Source organism: Salmonella sp. SSDFZ69 (genome assembly GCF_004010755.1).
GTDB lineage: Bacteria > Pseudomonadota > Gammaproteobacteria > Enterobacterales > Enterobacteriaceae > Salmonella > Salmonella enterica.
Genome location: NZ_CP034831.1, coordinates 895956 through 915796, shown reverse-complemented (window position 1 = coordinate 915796; position 19841 = coordinate 895956). Strand labels below are relative to the sequence as shown.

Genomic DNA, 19841 nt, shown 5'->3' with positions numbered 1-19841 from the left:
ACGCGCCGGATGACGGCAGCGCGTTTTTATCGCTCGTCGCGACGCCCACCAACAGCCGCCCACAACCGACGCACGTGCACCGTCACTTCTTCGCGATCGTGATAAAGCTGACGCGCCTGGATCTGCGCATTAACGCCATGCTCATCCAACTGCGCCTGAAGATACGCCAGGTTATGCGACACCTCTTCATAGCGTTTTTTCATCGGCAGTTTAAGGTTAAAAATCGTCTCCCGGCACCAGCCGTTCACCAGCCACTGCGCCATTAATGCGGTGACTTTGGCCGGCTTCTCCACCATATCGCAGACCATCCATGAAATATTATTCCGGTTCGGACGGTACCTAAAGCCATCCTCACGCAACCATGTCACCTGTCCGGTGTCCATCAGGCTTTGCGCCATCGGGCCGTTATCTACGGAGTAGACCCACATATTGCGCTTCACTAACTGGTACGTCCATCCGCCGGGACAGGCGCCCAAATCCACCGCATACATGCCGTTCGCCAGACGTTCATCCCACTCATCTTCCGGGATGAAAACGTGGAGCGCCTCTTCCAGTTTCAGCGTTGAGCGGCTCGGCGCATCAGACGGAAACTTCAAACGCGGGATGCCCATATAAAACGGTGAATTGTTATGTGTGAACGAATAGCCGGTATAGCAGCATCCTGGCGCGATAAAAAAGACATGAACGACCGGACGCTTCGGCGTTTCATAATTCGTCAATACGCCCGCATCACGCAAAGCCGCGCGCAGCGGCACCGTAAATTTGCGGCAGAACTTCATCAGTTCTTTACTTTCATTGGTGTCGGCGACTTCAACCCGCAGCTCGCCGCCCTTTTCCACTACGCCCTGCAACATGCCGACAATCGGCGTAATTCTGTCTTCCGGCGGTAAATGTTGCAGCAGTTCACCCACCACAAACCACTGGCGGGCGAAAATCAGCGAACTGAACGGCAGCTCTGAAATCAGCTTTTCGCCATCTTCCGGCTGGTAGCATTCATAAATGACATAGCCTGCGTTCTCTTTTACGCGTGCAAAACCAAATATTTCCCGTTTTCCCGCTTTATCGGTAATTTCTGCAGCGCACTCTTTTTCAAACCCCGGACGGCAGAGCAATACAACTTTATTCATGGCTCGCGCCCTTACGTTTCATACGAATGGCGCCAATCAGTAATAGCGCCCAGCCCACCAGGAAACTGACGCCGCCGACAGGCGTGATATACGCCCACAGGCGCAGATGCGAAAGCGCAAGGCAGTACAGACTGCCGCTAAACAGCACCGTGCCCAGCGCCAGAAAAACGCTGCTCCAGTAAAACCAGATGCTGATACGGCGCTGCATCGCCACCGCCAGGCCAAAGATCGCCAGCGTATGGAACGCCTGATATTGCAGGCCGGTCTGAATCCAGCCCATTTCAACCACGCCCAGGGTTTTACTCAAAACATGCGCCCCGAACGCGCCCAGAGCAACGTAAATAAAACCGCTGATAGCGGCGACAATCAGCATAAAACGGCTGGTCATGGTCATACCCTAAGTTAATTATTGTTCGTAACGAAAACGGAATTTTTCTTGCTCCGTCGCCGCCTTCGCCAAAATCCACTGACGGAAGGCGGCTATTTTACCCAGTTCTGCCTGGCTGTCATGACAAACCAGATAAAAAGCATTCTTACTCACCAGAACATCGTTAAATGGACACACCAGTCGCCCGGCTTCAATTTCAGACTGCGCCATAACATTATTCGCCAGCGCGATCCCCTGTCCGTGAATAGCGGCCTGTAGCACCATCGCGCTGTGGCTAAATATCGGCCCTTGCTGAACGTTAATATGGTTGAGCCCTAACTGACGAGTATAGGCCTGCCAGTCACGCCGGGAGGCATCGTGCAATAACGTGTGTTTCGCCAGATCTTCCGGCGTTTTTAACGGTTTTTCGCCTGTGAGTAATAAAGGAGAACAGACGGGCAGTAAATATTCTGCGTATAATTTTTCGACGCGCAAGCCCGGCCAGTTTCCCCGGCCATAAAAAATCGCGACATCGACATCGTCTGCCAGTTTATCTTCCTGACGGTCAACGGCTTGTATCCGAACGTCAATTCCCGGATAAGCTGAGTTAAAGCTGGAGAGTCTGGGCACCAGCCACTGGATGGCAAAACTGGGCGGTAAACTCACCGTCAGCGCCCCTTTGGCACTGCGCGCCTGGAGCTTACGCGTTGCTTCCGTGAGCTGGGAAAATATCTCTTTAATGTCGAGAAAATAGCTTTGGCCTTCTTCCGTCAACAACAGCGAACGATTGCGGCGGCGGAACAGTTTTAGCCCCAAAAAATCCTCAAGTGACTTAATTTGGTGGCTTACTGCGGCCTGCGTCACAAAAAGTTCTTCCGCTGCTCGCGTAAAGCTCAAATGGCGCGCGGCAGCATCAAAAACACGTAACGCATTTAAAGGAGGTAATCGTTTTGACATGGCCTCTGGACTTAATGTCGAATGAATTTAACAAATAGGTAACAACATGTAACCTATTAGTTTTTTTAATCTGAGACATTATAAATTGTCCGTTGAGGTTCTACCAGCAAATACCTATAGTGGCGGCACTTCCTGAGCCGGAACGAAAAGTTTTATCGGAATGCGTGTTCTGATGGGCTTTTGGCTTACGGTTGTGATGTTGTGTTGTTGTGTTTGCAATTGGTCTGCGATTCAGACCACGGTAGCGAGACTACCCTTTTTCACTTCCTGTACATTTACCCTGTCTGTCCATAGTGATTAATGTAGCACCGCCATATTGCGGTGCTTTTTTTTGTATAACAAACGGTTAGTTTTCCAGAGCCACCATCTCTTTCACGTCAGTACGATTGATCTGCTGTTTGTTGCCATTAGCGTCTTTATACGAAATCATACCGGTATCGTTATCGGTCTGGGGTTTACCGTCGGTCACAATGCTACGTCCATCATTGGTGTGCATAACGTAATTAGGACCGGAACAGGCGCTCAGGGCAAAAGTCAGCATACATGCAGAGATAATTGCGGCAGTCTTTTTCATCTTCTTCTCCTTAAAGCTGTTTGTGCTATTTAAAGCGGACTCCGTAACAGGCTTAAACATTCGCCTAACATTATTCAGCATAACCTCCTTTACATAATTCGCCAGGATATACAGACGATTCCGATGGTTAGGACAAACCTTGTATCAGCCGCGCTTTTACGCCACGATCGGTAAACTGAACCGAGGAATATCATGAACGCTTTTAATCCCACGCAGTTTCGCGCGCAGTTTCCCGCGCTAGCCGATGCGGGTGTTTATCTCGATAGCGCCGCCACGGCATTAAAGCCACAGGCAGTCATTGACGCCACGCACCAGTTTTATTGTTTGAGCGCCGGTAACGTTCATCGTAGCCAGTTTGCGCAGGCGCAGCGCCTGACGGCGCAATATGAAGCGGCCAGAGCAAAAGCAGCGCGGCTGTTAAACGCGCCCGATGAAAAAAGTATCGTCTGGACACGCGGCACCACCGAAGCGATCAACATGGTGGCGCAGTGTTACGCCCGTCCTCGTCTGCGCCCCGGCGATGAAATTATCGTTAGCGTCGCCGAGCATCACGCCAACCTTGTGCCCTGGCTGATGGTGGCGCAACAAACCGGCGCGCAGGTCATAAAACTGCCGCTTAATGACCGACGTCTTCCTGATGTTGAGCGTCTGCCGGAACTGATCACGTCGCGCAGCCGGATACTGGCGCTGGGGCAAATGTCGAACGTAACGGGCGGCTGTCCGGATCTCACAGGCGCTATCAGCGCCGCTCACGCGGCGGGAATGGTCGTGATGGTAGATGGCGCGCAAGGCGCTGTACACTTCCCGGCGGATGTCCAGCAGCTTGATATCGATTTTTATGCTTTTTCCGCTCACAAACTGTATGGCCCGACCGGTATCGGCGTGCTGTACGGTAAGCCGGAGCTTCTTGAGGCGATGTCGCCCTGGCTCGGCGGCGGCAAGATGATCCGTGACGTTAGCTTTGAAGGCTTCACCACTCAAAGCGCTCCCTGGAAACTGGAAGCGGGGACGCCGAACGTCGCCGGGGTCATCGGCCTGAGCGCTGCGCTGGAATGGCTGTCCGATATCGATATTGAACAGGCCGAAAACTGGAGCCGCGGGCTGGCGACGCTGGCGGAAGACGCACTGGCGAAACGTCCGGGCTTTCGTTCGTTCCGCTGCCAGGACTCCAGCCTGCTGGCCTTTGATTTTGTCGGCGTGCACCATGGCGATATGGTGACGCTGCTGGCGGAATACGGTATTGCGCTCCGGGCCGGGCAACATTGCGCCCAGCCATTGCTGGCGGAACTTGGCGTCACAGGGACTCTGCGCGCCTCTTTTGCGCCGTATAATACCCAACATGATGTGGATGCGTTGGTTAACGCCGTTGACCGCGCGCTGGAACTGATGGTGGATTAATGACAAACCCTCTTTATACCGGACACCCGTTCGGCACAACGGTAACGGAAGAGACGTTACGCGCTATCTTTCTCCCGCTGACCCAGTGGGAGGATAAATATCGTCAGTTGATTCTGTTAGGAAAACAGCTCCCCGCTCTGCCGGATGAATGCAAAGCGCAGGCGAAAGAGATAGCCGGCTGCGAGAACCGCGTCTGGCTGGGCTTTACCCGATCAGATAACGGAACGATGCACTTTTTCGGCGACAGTGAGGGGCGGATTGTCCGCGGCCTGCTGGCGGTATTGCTCACCGCAGTGGAAGGAAAAAACGCCGCCGAATTACAGGCTCGTTCACCGCTGGCGCTGTTTGATGAGCTGGGTTTACGCGCCCAGCTTAGCGCCTCACGTAGTCAGGGGCTGAACGCGCTGAGCGAAGCGATTGTTGCCGCAACGCATAAGCGTTGAAATAGCGTAAATATTCTGTCGCCTGACAGCGCCGTCCGCGGCGGTCAGGCGATGCAGATAAAATAATCCAGTCACTTTATTAGTTTCGGCGTCAGATTTCCCTGATAAACATTCTTTTGATTTTTATCAGCTATCACAATGAAATTACAATGTTAGAATCCATGTTAAAACGGCGTGAAGATTTTAGAGTAAATAAAGCCACTCGATGTAGCGTAGCAGGTGAACTGGAAAATTCATACGCATCGGGTGAAGTTATAACAGGATATGGATAAGTGGAAAAATATCTGCGTAGCGGTACCATGTTTGTGGTGCTGGCATTTATATTATGGGGGTTAACACCTTTATATTATCAATATTTATCAGGGGGAAATCTCGCACAAATATTGATATACCGGGTGTTCTGGTCAATTCCATTATTACTGGCAGTAAGATTGTTATTTCGGCAGCGAACGCGATTTCATGATGCCTGGAAAGATAAAAAATCTTTTTTCTTCTGCATGATCGCCGGACTTTTGATGATTGTCTCATGGTCATCTTTTATTTATGCGCTAACCCATCATCTGGTACTTGATGCCAGCCTCGGCTATTTTATCAACCCGCTATTTGTTATTGCGCTGGGATGCATTTTTCTTAAAGAAAAACTGTCGTTGTTTCAGGCCATCGCCGTTTTTTCTGGTGTCTGTGGCCTGACTTTTCAAATTATCATGCTACGGCATTTCCCGGCGCTGGCGCTAACTATGGGATTATCATTTGCGCTATATGGCCTGGCGCGAAAGTTTATACATTATGATGTGATGACATCGATAACGATTGAAACATTATGGGCATTGCCTGTCTCACTATTAATCTTTCTCTTTAGCGATAGCGGACCAATTATATCCGCTAATACTCCTTTCTTTTTGTATGTCATGACGGCGCCAGTGACGATCATTCCACTGGTATTATTTGCCATCGCGTTAAATCACACCTCGTTGATTGTCACCGGACTGGCGCAATATATAGAGCCGTCTTTACAGTTCTTACTTGCCATTATGATATTTGGCGAGCACATTAATTACGCGGAACTGCTCTGCTTTTGTGCAGTATGGTTCGGGTTGTTTCTATGCATATCTGAAAATTTATATTCCCATTATCTTCGCGCCCGTCTGAAACCGGTGTTCGGCAGGGTACAGCGCTTCTTTCGCTAACAAAGGGCGCAGGGCCGGATACGCGTCTGCGTGACACTCCGCCCCGTCCTTTTATTCTTGTCGCGCCGCTTTAGCCATGATCTTCTTCAGCGCATGGGAAACGGCGACAAAACCGAACGTTGCCGTCACCATCGTCGCCGCGCCGAAGCCAGAGGCGCAATCCATCCGTTTTGGCCCTTCTGCGGTAGCTTTCATCGCGCATACGGAACCGTCCGCCTGTGGGTAAACCAGCGCTTCAGTGGAAAAAACGCAGTCCACGCCCAGCTTACCTTTACTGTTCTTCACTACGCCAAAATTATGTTTCAATCTCTCACGCAGTTTTGCCGCCAGCGGATCCTGGATGGTTTTCGCCAAATCAGCGACCTGGATTTGCGTCGGATCGATCTGCCCGCCCGCGCCGCCAGTGGTCACTAAAGGAACCTTATATCGGCGACAGTACGCAATCAGCGCGGCTTTTGGACGAACGCTGTCAATGGCGTCAATGACATAGGTAAAACCCGCGTTCATATAACCCGCCACGTTATCCGGCGTGATGAAATCATCGATAACCGTTACCCGGCACTCCGGGTTAATTTGCCGAATCCGTTCGGCCATCACTTCCGCTTTCGCCAACCCGACGTTATCACGCAACGCATGGATCTGACGGTTCGTATTGGTCACGCAGACATCGTCCATATCAATCAGCGTAATCGCGCCGATGCCCGTACGCGCCAGCGCCTCTGCCGCCCATGATCCCACCCCGCCGATTCCCACGACGCAGATATGCGCCTCAGCAAACCGCTGCAGCGCTTTTTCACCGTACAGACGCGCGGTGCCGCCAAAGCGTTGGCGCCAGGCATCACTTATCACCACTGACATATGACCTCAGAATAAAAAAAGGTGAGGTTATTCCTCACCCCTGCTCACTATTTTCAGGCCCGATAGCGATCGCGTTATCGGGCAATCCGGTTGTCGCAGAATACCACAATCAGCCGCTAAACACGTTACCGGCGCCCGGCGCGCTTTTTAACACCCAGACGCGACCATAGTGATTATACCATCCGGCACGATGCCCGGCATCCGGGCCGATCCCCTGGTAAATATCAAAGTGCTGGCCTTTAATCGCTCCGCCGACATCCAGCGCGACCATCAAACGTAGCTCATACTGACCGCTAAATTTACCGTTGTTATCCAGCAACGGTACTTCCGCCAACAAGGTCGTGCCAGGCGGAATGATGCTGCGGTCGGAGGCGACGGATGCTCGCCCAATCAGCGGTACAGCGCTGGCGCCTTTGACCGGCGCAAAAGATTGCGGCTTAAAGAAGACGAACGACGGGTTCTGCTCCAGTAATTCACGCACTTCCGCTTCGCTGTGCTTCTCTCCCCATTCGCGTATAGCCTGCATCGACATATCTTCTTTTTTCACTTCACCGCGATCGATAAGCACTTTACCAATACTGCGATAAGGCCAGCCGTTTTTACCGGCATAACTAAAGAAGTTCAGTGGACTACCGTCACCGAAATCAATATAGCCGCTGCCCTGGACATCCATAATAAAGTTATCCATCAGCGAATTACTCCAGGCCAGGATGTACTTATCGCTCAGCGCGCCTGCGTAGATCTGGGCGCGGGATGGTAAGCGCCCGCGTTTTGGCGGCATACTATAGATAGGGTACTGGAACGCGCCCTGGCGCGTATGGCGAGCCTGAACGACGGGCGTATAGTAGCCCGTGAACTGGACGTTACCGTAGTTGTCGGTGCCTTCCATCTGCCAGGCATCGATACCAAACTGACGCATAGTACGCGTATCGCCTCCGGAACGTAACCAGTTCTGGACAGCGTTATAGACGTTGCTTTGATTGGTGTATAAACGCGGCGACGCGGAACGGATCTGGTTGACCTGCTCGGCAAAGTCTCCAGCATTAATCGGCGCGCCCACCGCGTCCGGCTGGTTTACCAGGGAGAAGGGCTGGGTAAATTTCCCGTCCTTATATTGCTGACCGCGATCGGTCGGTTTTGATGAACAGGCAGCCAGCATTGCCAGCATTACGCCTGTCGCCACATATTTTGCCCAACGTCCTTTCATGGTGTCTCGTCTTCTGCGTAATCGAAAGTGCCCGGTGAAGATAACAAACCGTCCGAAGTAATGAAATGCGATCGCGATCTCATTATGTAAATTCGTTTAAAAATCGCGCTATCTGCGGTGTATTTGCGCAATTCATGAGAAATTAGCGATTTATATGAAAAAAGGGTTGCAACAAAAGCTCAGCGGAGTATAGTGCGCATCCACGGACGCGGGGTGGAGCAGCCTGGTAGCTCGTCGGGCTCATAACCCGAAGGTCGTCGGTTCAAATCCGGCCCCCGCAACCAATTACAATGAGAATGCAAGTTTAGACGGACGCGGGGTGGAGCAGCCTGGTAGCTCGTCGGGCTCATAACCCGAAGGTCGTCGGTTCAAATCCGGCCCCCGCAACCAACTTAATGAACACCCTTACGGGTGTTTTTTTGTATCTGTCGTCTGGTCCGCAACGACAATGCGGGCAGCATCCTACTTACCCGCGCAATAAACTCGCCGTCATCTCAGGTTAACTTCTTCTCGCCAGCGTCGCCCCATCGGCAAAATACGCTTTAATGCCCGCCAGAATCGACTCTGCGACCTGTTGCTGGAACGTCGCGGTCTTGAGCTTGCGTTCTTCTTCAATGTTACTGATAAACGCCGTCTCGACCAGAATAGACGGAATATCGGGCGCCTTTAACACCGCAAACCCCGCCTGCTCGACCTTGTTTTTATGCAGGTCATTAATTTTACCAAGCTGCTTCAACACCGCTTTACCGAATTTCAAACTATCGGCAATGGTCAGCGATTGCACCATATCGAACATCGTATGGTCGACATAACGGTCACCGCTTTTGCTCACGCCGCCAATTAAGTCCGAGGCGTTCTGCGTTTGCGCCAGATATTTCGCCGCGGTACTGGTGGCGCCTTTGGTCGATAGCGCGAATACGGATGAACCGCTAGGCTGCCGGCTGGTGAAGGCATCCGCATGAATAGAGACAAACAGGTCGGCGCGCTGTTTCTGCGCTTTCGCCACCCGGACTTTTAACGGAATGAAGATGTCTTCATTGCGCGTCATATAGACCTTCATGTTGCCTTCTTTTTCGATCAACGTGCGCAGGCGGCGGGCTATCTGGAGCACCACGTCTTTTTCACGCGTTTTGTATTTGCCTATCGCGCCGGGGTCTTCGCCGCCGTGTCCCGGATCAAGCATAATGACAATGGGACGATCGCGCCCCGCTTTACCGGGCTGCGGCCCGCTTTGCGAAGGCGGCACCTGCTTATCCAGATCGCCTTTATTGTAGTCTTCCAGCAGCGCCAGCAGCGGATCCTGCATATCCTGCGCATTGGCAGGATAAAGATCCATCACCAGACGTTCTTTAAAGCCTGCCACAGGCGCCAGCGCAAATAGCTGCGGCTTCACGTTTTGTTTTAGCTCAAAGACCATACGCACAGTCTTAGGATCAAACTGCCCTACCCTTGCGGATTTGATATACGGATCGTCGCTGCGAATCTGCGCGCCAATGCCTTTAAGCACCGAGTTCAGATTCACATCCTCAATATCTACCACCACGCGGTCCGGGTTACTTAAGGCAAATTGTTTATATTTCAGCAGACGATTCGACTCTACCGTGACGCGGGTATAGCTGGACGCAGGCCAGATACGCACCGCAACGACCTGGCTTACGGCAGCCAGCCCGACCTGGCTCACGCTTAATAGCCACATGGCGCCCGCGCCTTGTAGTAAACGGCGACGGCTGATTGCTGAATTGGCTCCCGACATGCTTCTCCCGAGCAAAAACTAAATAGAGATCATACAAAGTTCATCCAAATTGACCGGAAACTTTAGCGAATGACGCATAATCTGTCATCTATAAAAGGGTAAACATTCTTTTTATATTCACGGCATTACTAAGAAAAGCGATCGGACCGCATAAAATTTACGCTTGCACAGTGGGCAAAAACAGAATAAAAATACACTAATTTCGAATAATAATTCACTAGTGGGGCGCGCAATGATAAAGGAACGTAAAACCGAACTGGTAGAAGGGTTTCGCCATTCAGTTCCCTATATCAACACCCATCGCGGAAAAACCTTTGTCATTATGCTCGGCGGCGAAGCCATTGAGCATGACAATTTTTCCAGCATCGTTAGCGATATCGGGCTACTGCATAGCCTCGGTATTCGCCTTGTCGTGGTGTATGGCGCGCGACCGCAAATCGACGCCAATCTGGCCGCGCATCATCATGAACCGATTTACCACAAAAACACGCGGGTGACGGACGCCAAAGCACTGGAGCTGGTGAAACAGGCCGCCGGTTTACTCCAGCTTGATATTACCGCCCGTCTGTCGATGAGTCTGAACAATACGCCGTTGCAGGGCGCGCACATTAATGTCGTCAGCGGCAATTTCACCATTGCGCAGCCGCTGGGCGTTGATGATGGCGTGGACTACTGTCATAGCGGCCGTATCCGGCGCATTGATGAAGATGCGATCAACCGCCAGTTGGATAACGGCGCGATCGTTCTGATGGGGCCGGTCGCCGTCTCAGTGACCGGCGAAAGTTTTAATCTGACCTCAGAAGAGATTGCCACTCAACTCGCCGTTAAACTGAAAGCGGAAAAAATGATCGGTTTCTGTTCTTCTCAGGGCGTTACCAATAGCGAGGGCGGCATCATTTCTGAACTCTTCCCGAATGAAGCGCAGGCGCGGGTGGAAGAGTTGGAAGCGCAGGGCGACTACAACTCCGGAACCGTACGTTTTTTGCGCGGCGCGGTAAAAGCCTGTCGTAGCGGCGTTCGTCGTTGCCATCTGATCAGCTATCAGGAAGATGGCTCGCTATTACAGGAACTGTTCTCGCGTGACGGTATCGGTACGCAGATCGTCATGGAGAGCGCCGAGCAGATCCGCCGCGCCACCATCAACGATATTGGCGGTATTCTGGAGCTTATCCGCCCACTGGAACAGCAGGGCATTCTGGTACGCCGTTCCCGTGAACAACTGGAGATGGAGATCGATAAATTTACCATTATTCAGCGCGATAATATGACTATCGCCTGCGCGGCGCTGTATCCTTTTGTGGAAGAGAAAATAGGCGAAATGGCCTGCGTAGCGGTACATCCGGATTACCGCAGCTCATCGCGTGGAGAAGTGCTTCTGGAGCGGGTTGCCGCCCAGGCGCGGCAAATGGGGCTGAGTAAATTGTTTGTGCTGACGACGCGCAGTATTCACTGGTTCCAGGAGCGCGGTTTTACGCCTGTCGATATTGAGTTACTGCCTGAGAGCAAGAAAAAAATGTATAACTATCAGCGACGTTCAAAGGTGCTGATGGCGGATTTAGGATAACAAGGTGGGCCTGATGGCGCTGCGCTTATCAGGCCTACGCTCGAAAGCATCATTTGGAGGCCGGATAAGACGCTACGCGTCGCCATCCGGCGAGAACTCGTCTTATCCGGTACGACTGACTTCATCAAATAAGGTGGCTAACCCGCTGCGCCGTTCCGTACGCGTCACAATCGCGCCTGCCAGGATCCGTTCATCGGCATACAGCGATAACCGCCGCCGCGCCCGCGTAACAGCGGTATACACCAGCTCCCGCGTCACGACCGGCGAACGCTGGCTGGGTAAAATCAGCGCGGCGTGATCAAATTCAGACCCCTGTGATTTATGTACCGTCATCGCCCAGGTTGTATCATGTTCCGGCAGACGGCTGGGCTGAACGGACTTGATCGTGCCGTCCGGCATCACAAACCAGACGCGTAACCCCTGCCCGCGATCGAGCGCAATACCAATATCGCCGTTAAATAGCCCCAACGCGCTATCGTTGCGCGCAATCATTACCGGACGCCCTTCATACCAGCGAGAGTGCGGGTGCCGCTGAATTTTTCGTTGCTGCACCATCGCCTGCTCAATGCGGTCATTCAGTCCCCTCACGCCAAATGGGCCTTCACGCAGCGCGCAAAGCAGTTGATACTCATTGAAAGCCTGAAGGATTGCCTCCGGCGTCGCTTTCTCATGCAGCAACCGCAGGTAGCGCCCATAGCCCGCCAGCGCTTCATCCAGCATCCCGGCATAATCGTCGCTGCTTTGCAATGTACGCTTCTCTATATCGCTAAACCCCTGCTGAAAAACAGCCTGGATTGCCGACCTGTCGCCGCAGTTAATCGCCGCCGCCAGCTTGCCGATGCCAGAATCGCTGCCGAAACGGTAGCTCTTTTGCAACAAACAGAGGCTATCGCGTAAAGACGCGGCTTGCGTTCCGGCCCCCGCCGGAATGGCGCTCCCTGTGAGTCGACTTAGCTGTCGGGCGCGTTCCGCCGTAAACCCTGCGTTGACATAGGCGCAAATATCGCCCAACACAGCGCCCGCCTCAACGGATGCCAACTGATCGCGATCGCCAAGAAAAATGACCCGCCCGTGCGGCGGCAGAGCGTCAATCAAACGTGACATCATCGGCAAATCAATCATTGATGCTTCATCGACCACCAGCACGTCCAGATGCAACGGGTTGCCCGCATGATGGCGTAATCGCTGGCTGCCGGGCTGTGCGCCCAGCAGTCGGTGCAGCGTACTGGCGTCCTCCGGTATACGCTTTTTCTGCGCATCGGTAAGAGGAAGCTGACGCAACGCCGCGCCGAGCGACTCCGTCAGGCGTGCGGCCGCTTTCCCGGTCGGCGCCGCCAGCCGGATACGGCAACGTTCGCCATCCGCCATTTGAATTAATGCCGCCAGCAACTTCGCGACGGTGGTGGTTTTACCGGTGCCGGGACCGCCTGAAATCACGGAGATACGGCGAGTTAGCGCTACGGCGGCGGCCACCTTTTGCCAGTTCACCTCGTCTGTCGGAGGGAATAGCGCGTCCAGAATACGGGATAACTGATCTTCATCTACGGCGATGGCCTGGTTAACTTCGTTAAAAAAGCGCGCAACCGTACGCTCGTTGCACCACATGCGATTCAGGTAGAGGCGATCTCCGCACAGAATTAACGGCGCGGGGCTATCGCCGCAGCTAACCGCCGCAGACGCCAGTAACCGCTTTTTCCAGTCGATTAGCGTAGCCGTTTCGCTTATCCAGGCGACCAGTAAGGGATGCGCCTCCTCCGTTAACGTTAAACGCGACAACGGCAGACACACGTGACCTTCACCTGCGTCATGACTAAGCAGCGCTGCCGCCAGCGTCACGGCGGGATCGTCGTTACCGGCGACGGTTAAAGCAAACTGGGCATCAATGGGCCGTAATAGTTTTTGTCCAACGGCCTCCAGCAACCGCTCCTGGATTGTCATTGCGCCTCCTCACTCATTTCACCTGCAAACATATCATCCAGTTGGTTAATTAACGCCGCCGCAGGACGAGTGGTAAAAATACCCTGCTGCGGACGTTCGCTATCCACCCCGCGTAAAAAGAGATAGATGACGCCGCCGAAATGGCGTTCATAGTCGTAATTCGCCATTCGATGACGAAGGTAACGGTGCAATGCCAACGTATAAAGCTGGTACTGTAAATCATAGCGATGCGCCTGCATCGCCGCAGCCATCGCCGTCTGGGTATAAGCGGCGCTATCCTCGCCCAGCCAGTTAGATTTATAGTCGAGCAGGTAATAGCGCCCCTCATAACGGAACACCAGGTCGATAAAGCCCTTTAACATGCCGCGAACCTGCATGAAATCCAGCGCAGGGCAACCTGCTGAAAGCGGGTCGTATCGACGAATCAACGCATCCAGCTCTCCGGCGGTAAGCGGCTGGGCAATCGGCAGATAAAACTCCATTTCGACCTGTTTTTCACGCTCGGTCAGCACGCTCAGACTAACGCCCGTCTCGTTAAGGGGAACGTGCAACACGGTGTCCAGCCAGCGGGTAAGTACGGGCTCCCATCGCGTCTCAAAACCACTCAGCTCTAGTTTTTCCTGTACCCATTGGGGGTTTATCGGTTGAGTAAAATCAAGCTCTTCAAACAGGCTGTGCAAAAATGTTCCCGGCGATGCCCCGCGAGGAAAGTGATGCGGCGTCATTGCCGGCGCTTCCGCCGCTTCGCCAACGCCTGCGGCGTCAATGTCGAGACGAGGAATAAGATCTTGCGCCACGCTATGTCCCCGCTGCTGCAAACCGGAATAACTGGTGACGCGCCAGCTATCATAAAGCAAACGTTGCAGCGTTCTGGCGCTGAGTTCCGCGTGCGATGCAGCGGCAATTTGCCAGCGGTCGTTATCCGTATTGCCTGGCGTTCGACACACGATATCCTCGTCGCATAGCGCCTCAATACAGGCGCGAAGGCCTGCGGCATCCATCGGTTCGCCTTTTTGCAGGAGTCGCCCAAGCGCGCTTTGGTGCACATCCGTCTCGCCTTTCTTATCGCTACGACGCCGCACCAGCGGCGCGACGCCGAGGCTGCAATGCCACACTGCACGGGTCAGCGCGACATAAAGTAGGCGCAGGTCTTCCGCCAGGCGTTCGGCTTCCGCCAGTGCTATGCTCTCTTCGGCGTGACTAAGGTCCAGCACCGCCTCGTAGGAGTGCCTGTCGTGATAAAAAGCCTGGTCCTGCACGCGGAAATGGGTGATAAAAGGTAACCAGACCAGCGGGTATTCCAGACCTTTCGATTTATGAATGGTGACGATTTGCACCAGATGCTTATCGCTTTCCAGACGTAGTTGCTGGCTGGAAGCATTGCTATCGGGTTCAAGGATATGTTGCGCCAGCCAACGCACCAGCGCATGTTCGCTTTCCAGCTGCGAACCGGCTTCCTGTAACAGTTCGCTAATATGCAGAATATCCGTCAGCCGACGTTCGCCTCCCGCCGTCGCCAGCAGGTTTTCAGCAATATTGCGCGCCGACATTAGCGCGCGCAGCATAGGCATCACGCCGCGTTTATGCCAAATCTGTCGGTAGCCATCAAACTCTTCGACAACCGCATCCCACGCATTTTCATCATTGTTAAGCGTTTCGATATCCAGCGCGGTAAGGCCCATCATTGATGTCGCCAGAGCGCTACGCAGCGTATTCTCACGTTCGGGCGCCATCACCGCCTGCAACACCCACAGCATCTCCTGCGCTTCGAGCGTTTCGAATACGCTGTCGCGGTTAGAAAGATAGACGGAGGGGATCGCCAGTAAGGTCAGCGCATCCCGTATCAGCGCGGCTTCCCGCCTGCTGCGCACCAGCACGCTAATATCCGAGGCGCGAACGGGCCGCGACGAATCGCCGTTCGTCAGCAGCGCGTCGCCCGTTTGCCCGGCACGCAGCCAGTCGCGAATTTGCGTGGCGCACACCTGCGCCATATAACTTTGATAATCGCCCGAACCGCAGCTTTCCCCCTCCATTAGCCACAGGGTCATCGCCGGTTGAGGCGCGTCATTCACTTTAAATTGCAGCGACTGGTTTCTGGGCGCAAACTTTACCGGACTGAAGGGAATATCGCGGAACATAAAGGCGTCATTCATCTGACTGAACAGCTTGTTAACGCTATTCACCATCCCCGGCGCGGAGCGCCAGTTAGTGTCAAGGGTATAGTGCGCGCTCACTTCGCTGCGAGCCTTCATGTAGGTAAAGATATCCGCGCCACGAAACGCATAAATCGCCTGTTTAGGATCGCCAATCAGCAATAGCGCCGTATCGGGTTGATGTCGCCAGATACGGCGAAAAATACGGTACTGTTGTGGGTCGGTATCCTGAAATTCATCGATCATCGCCACCGGAAAACGGGTACGAATCGCCGCAGCCAGCGCCTCGCCGCTTTCACTACGCAGCGCGGTATCTAAACGGCTGAGCATATCGTCAAACCCCAGCTCGCCGCGCCGGCGTTTTTCCCGAGCCACCGTTTCACGGATCTCTGATAACGCTCGGGTAAGAACCAGATCTTTAATCGATAGCGGTTCGCCCAACAGGTTATCGATGGCGACAAACAATGGGTGCTGGGGCGTCACGCCGCCAGCTTTGGTGCGCTCAGCTAAAAAACGCTGTGAAAATTTTCCCAACGCCTCGGGTAATTGATAATTTTTGGTCTCTTCTTGCGCCCACGCGGTGATCTTTTCGATCCATTTCGCCTGATTGCCGCGGTTGAATTTTCTGCGATCGATGCCGGATGATTCGATCAGCGCGTCCAGCTCGCTAACCGCCTCACACCACTGCTGCTTCACCTGGTTGATGCGCGCCAGGATCTGTTCATGACGCGATGCCAGCGTCTCCTCCTGCGATGGCGGCGCTTTAATGACCGGCGCTTCGCCCTGCAGATAACGATCGATATCTTTTAAGAGCGCCTTCGGTCCCTTCCACACGTCAAACACCACCTGCGCGATGTCGCGCGGCAGCGGATAGCAATGACGCCGCCAGAAATCGGCGCAGGCCTGATAACGCAACAAAGATTCGTCTTCAATAAGCTGTTGCTCAAACAACATACCGGATTCGAAAGCGTTCAGGCTGAGCATACGCTGGCAAAAACCGTGGATGGTAAAGACCGCGGCCTCGTCCATTTGTCGTTCCGCCAGTAATAACCACTGCGCGGCCTGCTTTTTGTCGCTAATTTCTTCCAGCAAGCGGGCATACAGCGGATTATCCGTGCTTTCCCGCAGACAGGCGATGCGCAACTCATGGATATTACTGCGGATTCGCCCACGCAGCTCTTCAGTGGCGGCCTCCGTAAAGGTTACCACCAGCAGTTCTTCAACGGTCAACGGACGGGGAAATGCGGCACTGCCGCCTAAACCGAGCAATAACCGCAGATACAGCGCCGCGATAGTAAACGTTTTGCCTGTGCCCGCTGATGCTTCAATCAGACGCTCGCCTGTCAGGGGCAAGCGTAGAGGATCAAGAGTCTCGGCGACATCATTCATTCTTTTCGCTCATTAGAGGTAACGTTTGCTGCAATGCGCTGACGTTATCCCACACTTTCCAGCCTGTCGGATGCACGTATTCTGCTTTTCCATTCTGGCTACCGGCAATCTGTGACAATATTGCCATACCTTGTGGTTCCACCACCGCCTGGTGGAAGAAGTCGGCAAGCTTTTGTGGCGTCAGCAATTTTATCTGAGCGATGATTTTATCACGCGAGTCAAAGCGCATATTACCCCGATCGAAATCCTTGCTTAAACGGGATGCTTCTTCGCCCAACGTTTGCGGCGCCTGACGCATTTGCGTAATGATCGCCTGCTGAATTTGGGCGAACTCTTCCGGCTTCATCGCCCTCAGCTTCGCCTCGGCGTCAGGGAAAAATGCCTGATAGCGTTGCCACAGGTAAGAGGACTGTTTATCGTTGCTCTGTAGCAGGAACCCCATTCCCCACTGACGGCCAACGCTCATCGGAAAGGCGAAAACAGCGTATCCCAGTTGCTCTTCGGTTCGTAGCTGATTGTAAAACCACGGTTGAACAATCTGACCTAACATCGCGCTGTAGGCGGCGCTGACGTACTCGTCGTAGCCGACCGGGACAAAGACCGCGGCTAACGCGGAGTCGGTGCTACTGCCCGCTTTTTCAAATATTACGGACTGCTTTTTCTCAACCACCACGTCTTTGTTACGACACCACGCCGATCCGTTCGCCGCGAGCTGTTTTTGAACATCTTGCGCCAGAGAGGTCGCCTGGGCTTCGCTCATATTCCCTATAACCAGAAATTCCGGACGAGCGCCCGTTTTTAACGCATTACGATAGGCCATCACCTCTTTCAACGTAATGGACGGCAGCAAAGCGCGACGTTCATCACGGGAAAAATATGGCACCTGCGAAATCATCTGCACCGGCATAATCGCCTGTTCGTAGGCTTTTCCCTTCTCCGCAGAATCCATCATCTGCGTATACCAGGATTTCGCCTGCGCCAGCTGTTCCTCCGTGGCGTCGTAGCTAAAATATCCTTCCAGCAACGCCAGGAAAAGCTGCGGCAAACGCTGGGTATAACCGTTCGCAGTGACCATCAGACCATTGTTGGCGTTAGTGGAAAAGCTAATGCCGCCCACTGCCGCCTGGTTGCTGAGCTGATCGAGCGCCATTCCCGCCAGATAATCATTAAGGGCGAACAGTACCTGATTGCGGGCGCTGTCCATCGCCTGCGGGTTACGCAATACCACGCTCACGTCAGCTTTTGGCTCGCTGGCGAAATAACGACTCGGCGCATAAACCACGCGCAAATCCGCTTTATCGACAATCAGTTCTGGCCGCACGTAGTTTTTGTCATTCTTCACAAGCGTGAAATCATCAGGAATATAGGGGTTTAACTCCGGCAGCGACAACGCAATGCCCTGTGCTTTTTTCTGCCAGTTTTTAAACGTCTGTTCGCTAATCTTATCGACCTGATAAGGCGCATCCACAAAATACGCAATCTTATTATGGGGTTCCTGGGGACTGATGTACCAGATGCGCGCATTCTGCGGCGTCATCATCGCCAGGCGATTTTTGATAGCGGCAGGATCGTAACGATCGGCGATATTCGCCGCATCCAGCGTATGCGCTACCGGGACGCGGATCATAGTGTCCGCCAGCCATTCGACATAGTCCATATCGCGGGTAATCGACGGATAGCGGAAGTCGAGATCCAGCACATGCGCCAGCTCGTCAAAGTAACGTTTATCTATCCCTTTTTCACGTAACGTATTGAGATAGCTAAAGATAGCTGCGACGACTTCATCACGATTGGCCAAACCTTTATCAGTCAGCGTTGCCGAAATGGCAAATACGCCGCTGTTACCATTAACAATCGGATCGGAATCCGCGCTAATACCTTCGACCAGTCCTTGTTTTTGCAGCCAGTCAGAGAGCGTCCCCGGGCTACGATTGCCAATCAGATAAGAGACCAGTTCATCGGTCTTGCTACGGAACTGCGCGCTATTGTTATCAATACGAAACTCCACGCGCAGCACTTTACGCGGTAGCGCCGGCACGTAATGAATAATGATGCCCTTCTGCGCCTCGGTGATGACAGGTACGTTAATTTCCGGTTTTTTAATCTGTTTATTCGGCACGCGACCATAAGTTGCGGCGGCAATACGCGCCAGTTCCGGCAAGGGTTTATTACTGTAAATCACCGCCTTCATCAGATTAGATGAATAGTATTTTTCATGAAAAGCGATCAACGCCTGTTGCACCGGATTGCCCGGCTTATCGCTTAGCGTTTCCAGATTGCCGCCAGAAAAGTGCGAGCCTGGATGCGCCGGGTTAATGGTTTCGGCGCTTACCTGCGCCATACGCATACCGTCGCGGGTGCGCGCCATCGTCAGCTCGGCATTCACCGCGTTTCGTTCGCGTTCGGCGTATTTTTTATCGAGCAATGGCGCGGCAATGGCGTCGGCCAGGCGATCTACGGCGCCTGGAAGCGCGTCGTTTTCAACCTCCAGGTAGAAGGCTGTTCGATAAGGCGCGGTGCTGGCGTTGTGGCTACCGCCATGTCTTTTAAGGTATTCGGCAAGGCTATCCGCCTGCGGATATTTTTTTGACCCCATCAGGCACATATGCTCAAGATAATGAGCAAGCCCCTGATGAGCCTCAGGATCTTCAAGCGATCCAACGGGCACAACTAACGCTGAAAGAGACTTTACAGCCTGCGGATCGGATACCAGCAACACCACCATGTCATTATCAAGACGTATCGCCTGATACTGCCGGGTATCTTTATCGCTTTTACGGATAGTTTCTTGCAGCGGTTGCCAACCGATATCCGCCTGAACTGCAGGCCCCCAGAGGGCGACCAATAACAATAACGCTTTGAACCAGGTGCTGCGGGGCATTCACGGACCTCATCATTAACTTTCATTCCCACTCATCTGTATGGT

General features: G+C 53.4%; 14 protein-coding genes and 2 tRNA genes. 6 read left to right on the top strand and 10 right to left on the bottom strand.

The window, feature by feature from the left end:
* Window positions 1-26: 26 nt before the first annotated feature.
* The 4 genes from rlmM to EOS98_RS04515 form a co-directional block, all read right to left on the bottom strand.
* A complete protein-coding gene (rlmM, locus tag EOS98_RS04530; protein WP_017465992.1) occupies window positions 27-1127 on the bottom strand; it encodes a 23S rRNA (cytidine(2498)-2'-O)-methyltransferase RlmM in 1101 nt (366 codons plus the stop codon).
* A complete protein-coding gene (locus EOS98_RS04525) occupies window positions 1120-1515 on the bottom strand; it encodes a DUF423 domain-containing protein (RefSeq protein WP_000203913.1) in 396 nt (131 codons plus the stop codon). The genes rlmM and EOS98_RS04525 overlap by 8 nt, the downstream gene beginning before the upstream one ends.
* A gap of 18 nt (window positions 1516-1533) precedes the next feature.
* The gene (gcvA, locus tag EOS98_RS04520; RefSeq protein WP_000044409.1) at window positions 1534-2451 is read right to left on the bottom strand and encodes a glycine cleavage system transcriptional regulator GcvA; all 918 of its coding nucleotides are present in this window, start codon (window positions 2449-2451) and stop codon (window positions 1534-1536) included.
* Between the two features lie 346 nt (window positions 2452-2797).
* On the bottom strand, window positions 2798-3025 hold the full coding sequence (locus tag EOS98_RS04515; protein ID WP_000750393.1) for a YgdI/YgdR family lipoprotein: 228 nt from the start codon (window positions 3023-3025) through the stop codon (window positions 2798-2800).
* 192 nt (window positions 3026-3217) lie between these two features.
* Between EOS98_RS04515 and csdA the strand changes: the two genes are divergently transcribed.
* From csdA to rarD, 3 genes are all read left to right on the top strand, one after another.
* Complete coding sequence (gene csdA, locus EOS98_RS04510; protein ID WP_126523859.1) at window positions 3218-4423, top strand: cysteine desulfurase CsdA; 1206 nt, start codon at window positions 3218-3220, stop codon at window positions 4421-4423.
* Window positions 4423-4866, top strand: coding sequence for a cysteine desulfurase sulfur acceptor subunit CsdE (gene csdE, locus EOS98_RS04505; RefSeq protein ID WP_000184199.1), 444 nt, complete (start codon window positions 4423-4425; stop codon window positions 4864-4866). The genes csdA and csdE overlap by 1 nt, the downstream gene beginning before the upstream one ends.
* A 299-nt stretch (window positions 4867-5165) precedes the next feature.
* Entirely contained in the window at window positions 5166-6053 is an 888-nt protein-coding gene (gene rarD / locus EOS98_RS04500; protein WP_077248417.1) for an EamA family transporter RarD, read from the top strand.
* A 51-nt stretch (window positions 6054-6104) separates the two neighbouring features.
* On the opposite strand, the gene tcdA is transcribed toward rarD, so the two are convergent.
* On the bottom strand, window positions 6105-6911 hold the full coding sequence (gene tcdA / locus EOS98_RS04495) for a tRNA cyclic N6-threonylcarbamoyladenosine(37) synthase TcdA (protein ID WP_000117748.1): 807 nt from the start codon (window positions 6909-6911) through the stop codon (window positions 6105-6107).
* A gap of 109 nt (window positions 6912-7020) precedes the next feature.
* On the bottom strand, window positions 7021-8118 hold the full coding sequence (gene mltA, locus EOS98_RS04490; RefSeq protein ID WP_000678626.1) for a murein transglycosylase A: 1098 nt from the start codon (window positions 8116-8118) through the stop codon (window positions 7021-7023).
* 207 nt (window positions 8119-8325) lie between these two features.
* On the opposite strand from mltA, the gene EOS98_RS04485 reads away from it, so the two are divergent.
* Together EOS98_RS04485 and EOS98_RS04480 are read left to right on the top strand one after the other, a co-directional pair.
* Window positions 8326-8402 (top strand) — tRNA-Met (locus EOS98_RS04485).
* A 29-nt stretch (window positions 8403-8431) separates the two neighbouring features.
* Window positions 8432-8508 (top strand) — tRNA-Met (locus EOS98_RS04480).
* A 109-nt stretch (window positions 8509-8617) separates the two neighbouring features.
* Here the strand turns inward: EOS98_RS04480 and amiC are convergent.
* On the bottom strand, window positions 8618-9871 hold the full coding sequence (gene amiC / locus EOS98_RS04475) for an N-acetylmuramoyl-L-alanine amidase AmiC (RefSeq protein ID WP_126523858.1): 1254 nt from the start codon (window positions 9869-9871) through the stop codon (window positions 8618-8620).
* 232 nt (window positions 9872-10103) lie between these two features.
* Here amiC and argA point away from each other — a divergent pair, with 232 nt between their 5' ends.
* The gene (argA, locus tag EOS98_RS04470) at window positions 10104-11435 is read left to right on the top strand and encodes an amino-acid N-acetyltransferase (protein ID WP_000588965.1); all 1332 of its coding nucleotides are present in this window, start codon (window positions 10104-10106) and stop codon (window positions 11433-11435) included.
* Between the two features lie 102 nt (window positions 11436-11537).
* On the opposite strand, the gene recD is transcribed toward argA, so the two are convergent.
* Genes recD through ptrA form a run of 3 tightly spaced genes read right to left on the bottom strand, consistent with a single transcriptional unit; the run spans window position 11538 to window position 19796 of the window.
* Window positions 11538-13373: an exodeoxyribonuclease V subunit alpha gene (recD, locus tag EOS98_RS04465; RefSeq protein WP_126523857.1), complete on the bottom strand. Its 1836-nt coding sequence runs from the start codon at window positions 13371-13373 to the stop codon at window positions 11538-11540.
* Complete coding sequence (gene recB / locus EOS98_RS04460) at window positions 13370-16915, bottom strand: exodeoxyribonuclease V subunit beta (RefSeq protein WP_127821142.1); 3546 nt, start codon at window positions 16913-16915, stop codon at window positions 13370-13372. Before recB ends, recD begins: the two co-directional genes overlap by 4 nt.
* Window positions 16908-19796 carry a pitrilysin gene (gene ptrA, locus EOS98_RS04455; RefSeq protein WP_126523855.1) on the bottom strand — a complete coding sequence of 963 codons (2889 nt, stop codon included), beginning with the start codon at window positions 19794-19796 and terminating at the stop codon, window positions 16908-16910. Before ptrA ends, recB begins: the two co-directional genes overlap by 8 nt.
* Window positions 19797-19841 lie beyond the last annotated feature (45 nt).

Coding starts and splice junctions, on each gene's coding strand:
- rlmM (WP_017465992.1), bottom strand. CDS start 1,127: ATGAATAAAGTTGTATTGCTCTGCCGTCCGGGGTTTGAAAAAGAGTGC.
- EOS98_RS04525 (WP_000203913.1), bottom strand. CDS start 1,515: ATGACCAGCCGTTTTATGCTGATTGTCGCCGCTATCAGCGGTTTTATT.
- gcvA (WP_000044409.1), bottom strand. CDS start 2,451: ATGTCAAAACGATTACCTCCTTTAAATGCGTTACGTGTTTTTGATGCT.
- EOS98_RS04515 (WP_000750393.1), bottom strand. CDS start 3,025: ATGAAAAAGACTGCCGCAATTATCTCTGCATGTATGCTGACTTTTGCC.
- csdA (WP_126523859.1), top strand. CDS start 3,218: ATGAACGCTTTTAATCCCACGCAGTTTCGCGCGCAGTTTCCCGCGCTA.
- csdE (WP_000184199.1), top strand. CDS start 4,423: ATGACAAACCCTCTTTATACCGGACACCCGTTCGGCACAACGGTAACG.
- rarD (WP_077248417.1), top strand. CDS start 5,166: ATGTTTGTGGTGCTGGCATTTATATTATGGGGGTTAACACCTTTATAT.
- tcdA (WP_000117748.1), bottom strand. CDS start 6,911: ATGTCAGTGGTGATAAGTGATGCCTGGCGCCAACGCTTTGGCGGCACC.
- mltA (WP_000678626.1), bottom strand. CDS start 8,118: ATGAAAGGACGTTGGGCAAAATATGTGGCGACAGGCGTAATGCTGGCA.
- amiC (WP_126523858.1), bottom strand. CDS start 9,871: ATGTCGGGAGCCAATTCAGCAATCAGCCGTCGCCGTTTACTACAAGGC.
- argA (WP_000588965.1), top strand. CDS start 10,104: ATGATAAAGGAACGTAAAACCGAACTGGTAGAAGGGTTTCGCCATTCA.
- recD (WP_126523857.1), bottom strand. CDS start 13,373: ATGACAATCCAGGAGCGGTTGCTGGAGGCCGTTGGACAAAAACTATTA.
- recB (WP_127821142.1), bottom strand. CDS start 16,915: ATGAATGATGTCGCCGAGACTCTTGATCCTCTACGCTTGCCCCTGACA.
- ptrA (WP_126523855.1), bottom strand. CDS start 19,796: ATGCCCCGCAGCACCTGGTTCAAAGCGTTATTGTTATTGGTCGCCCTC.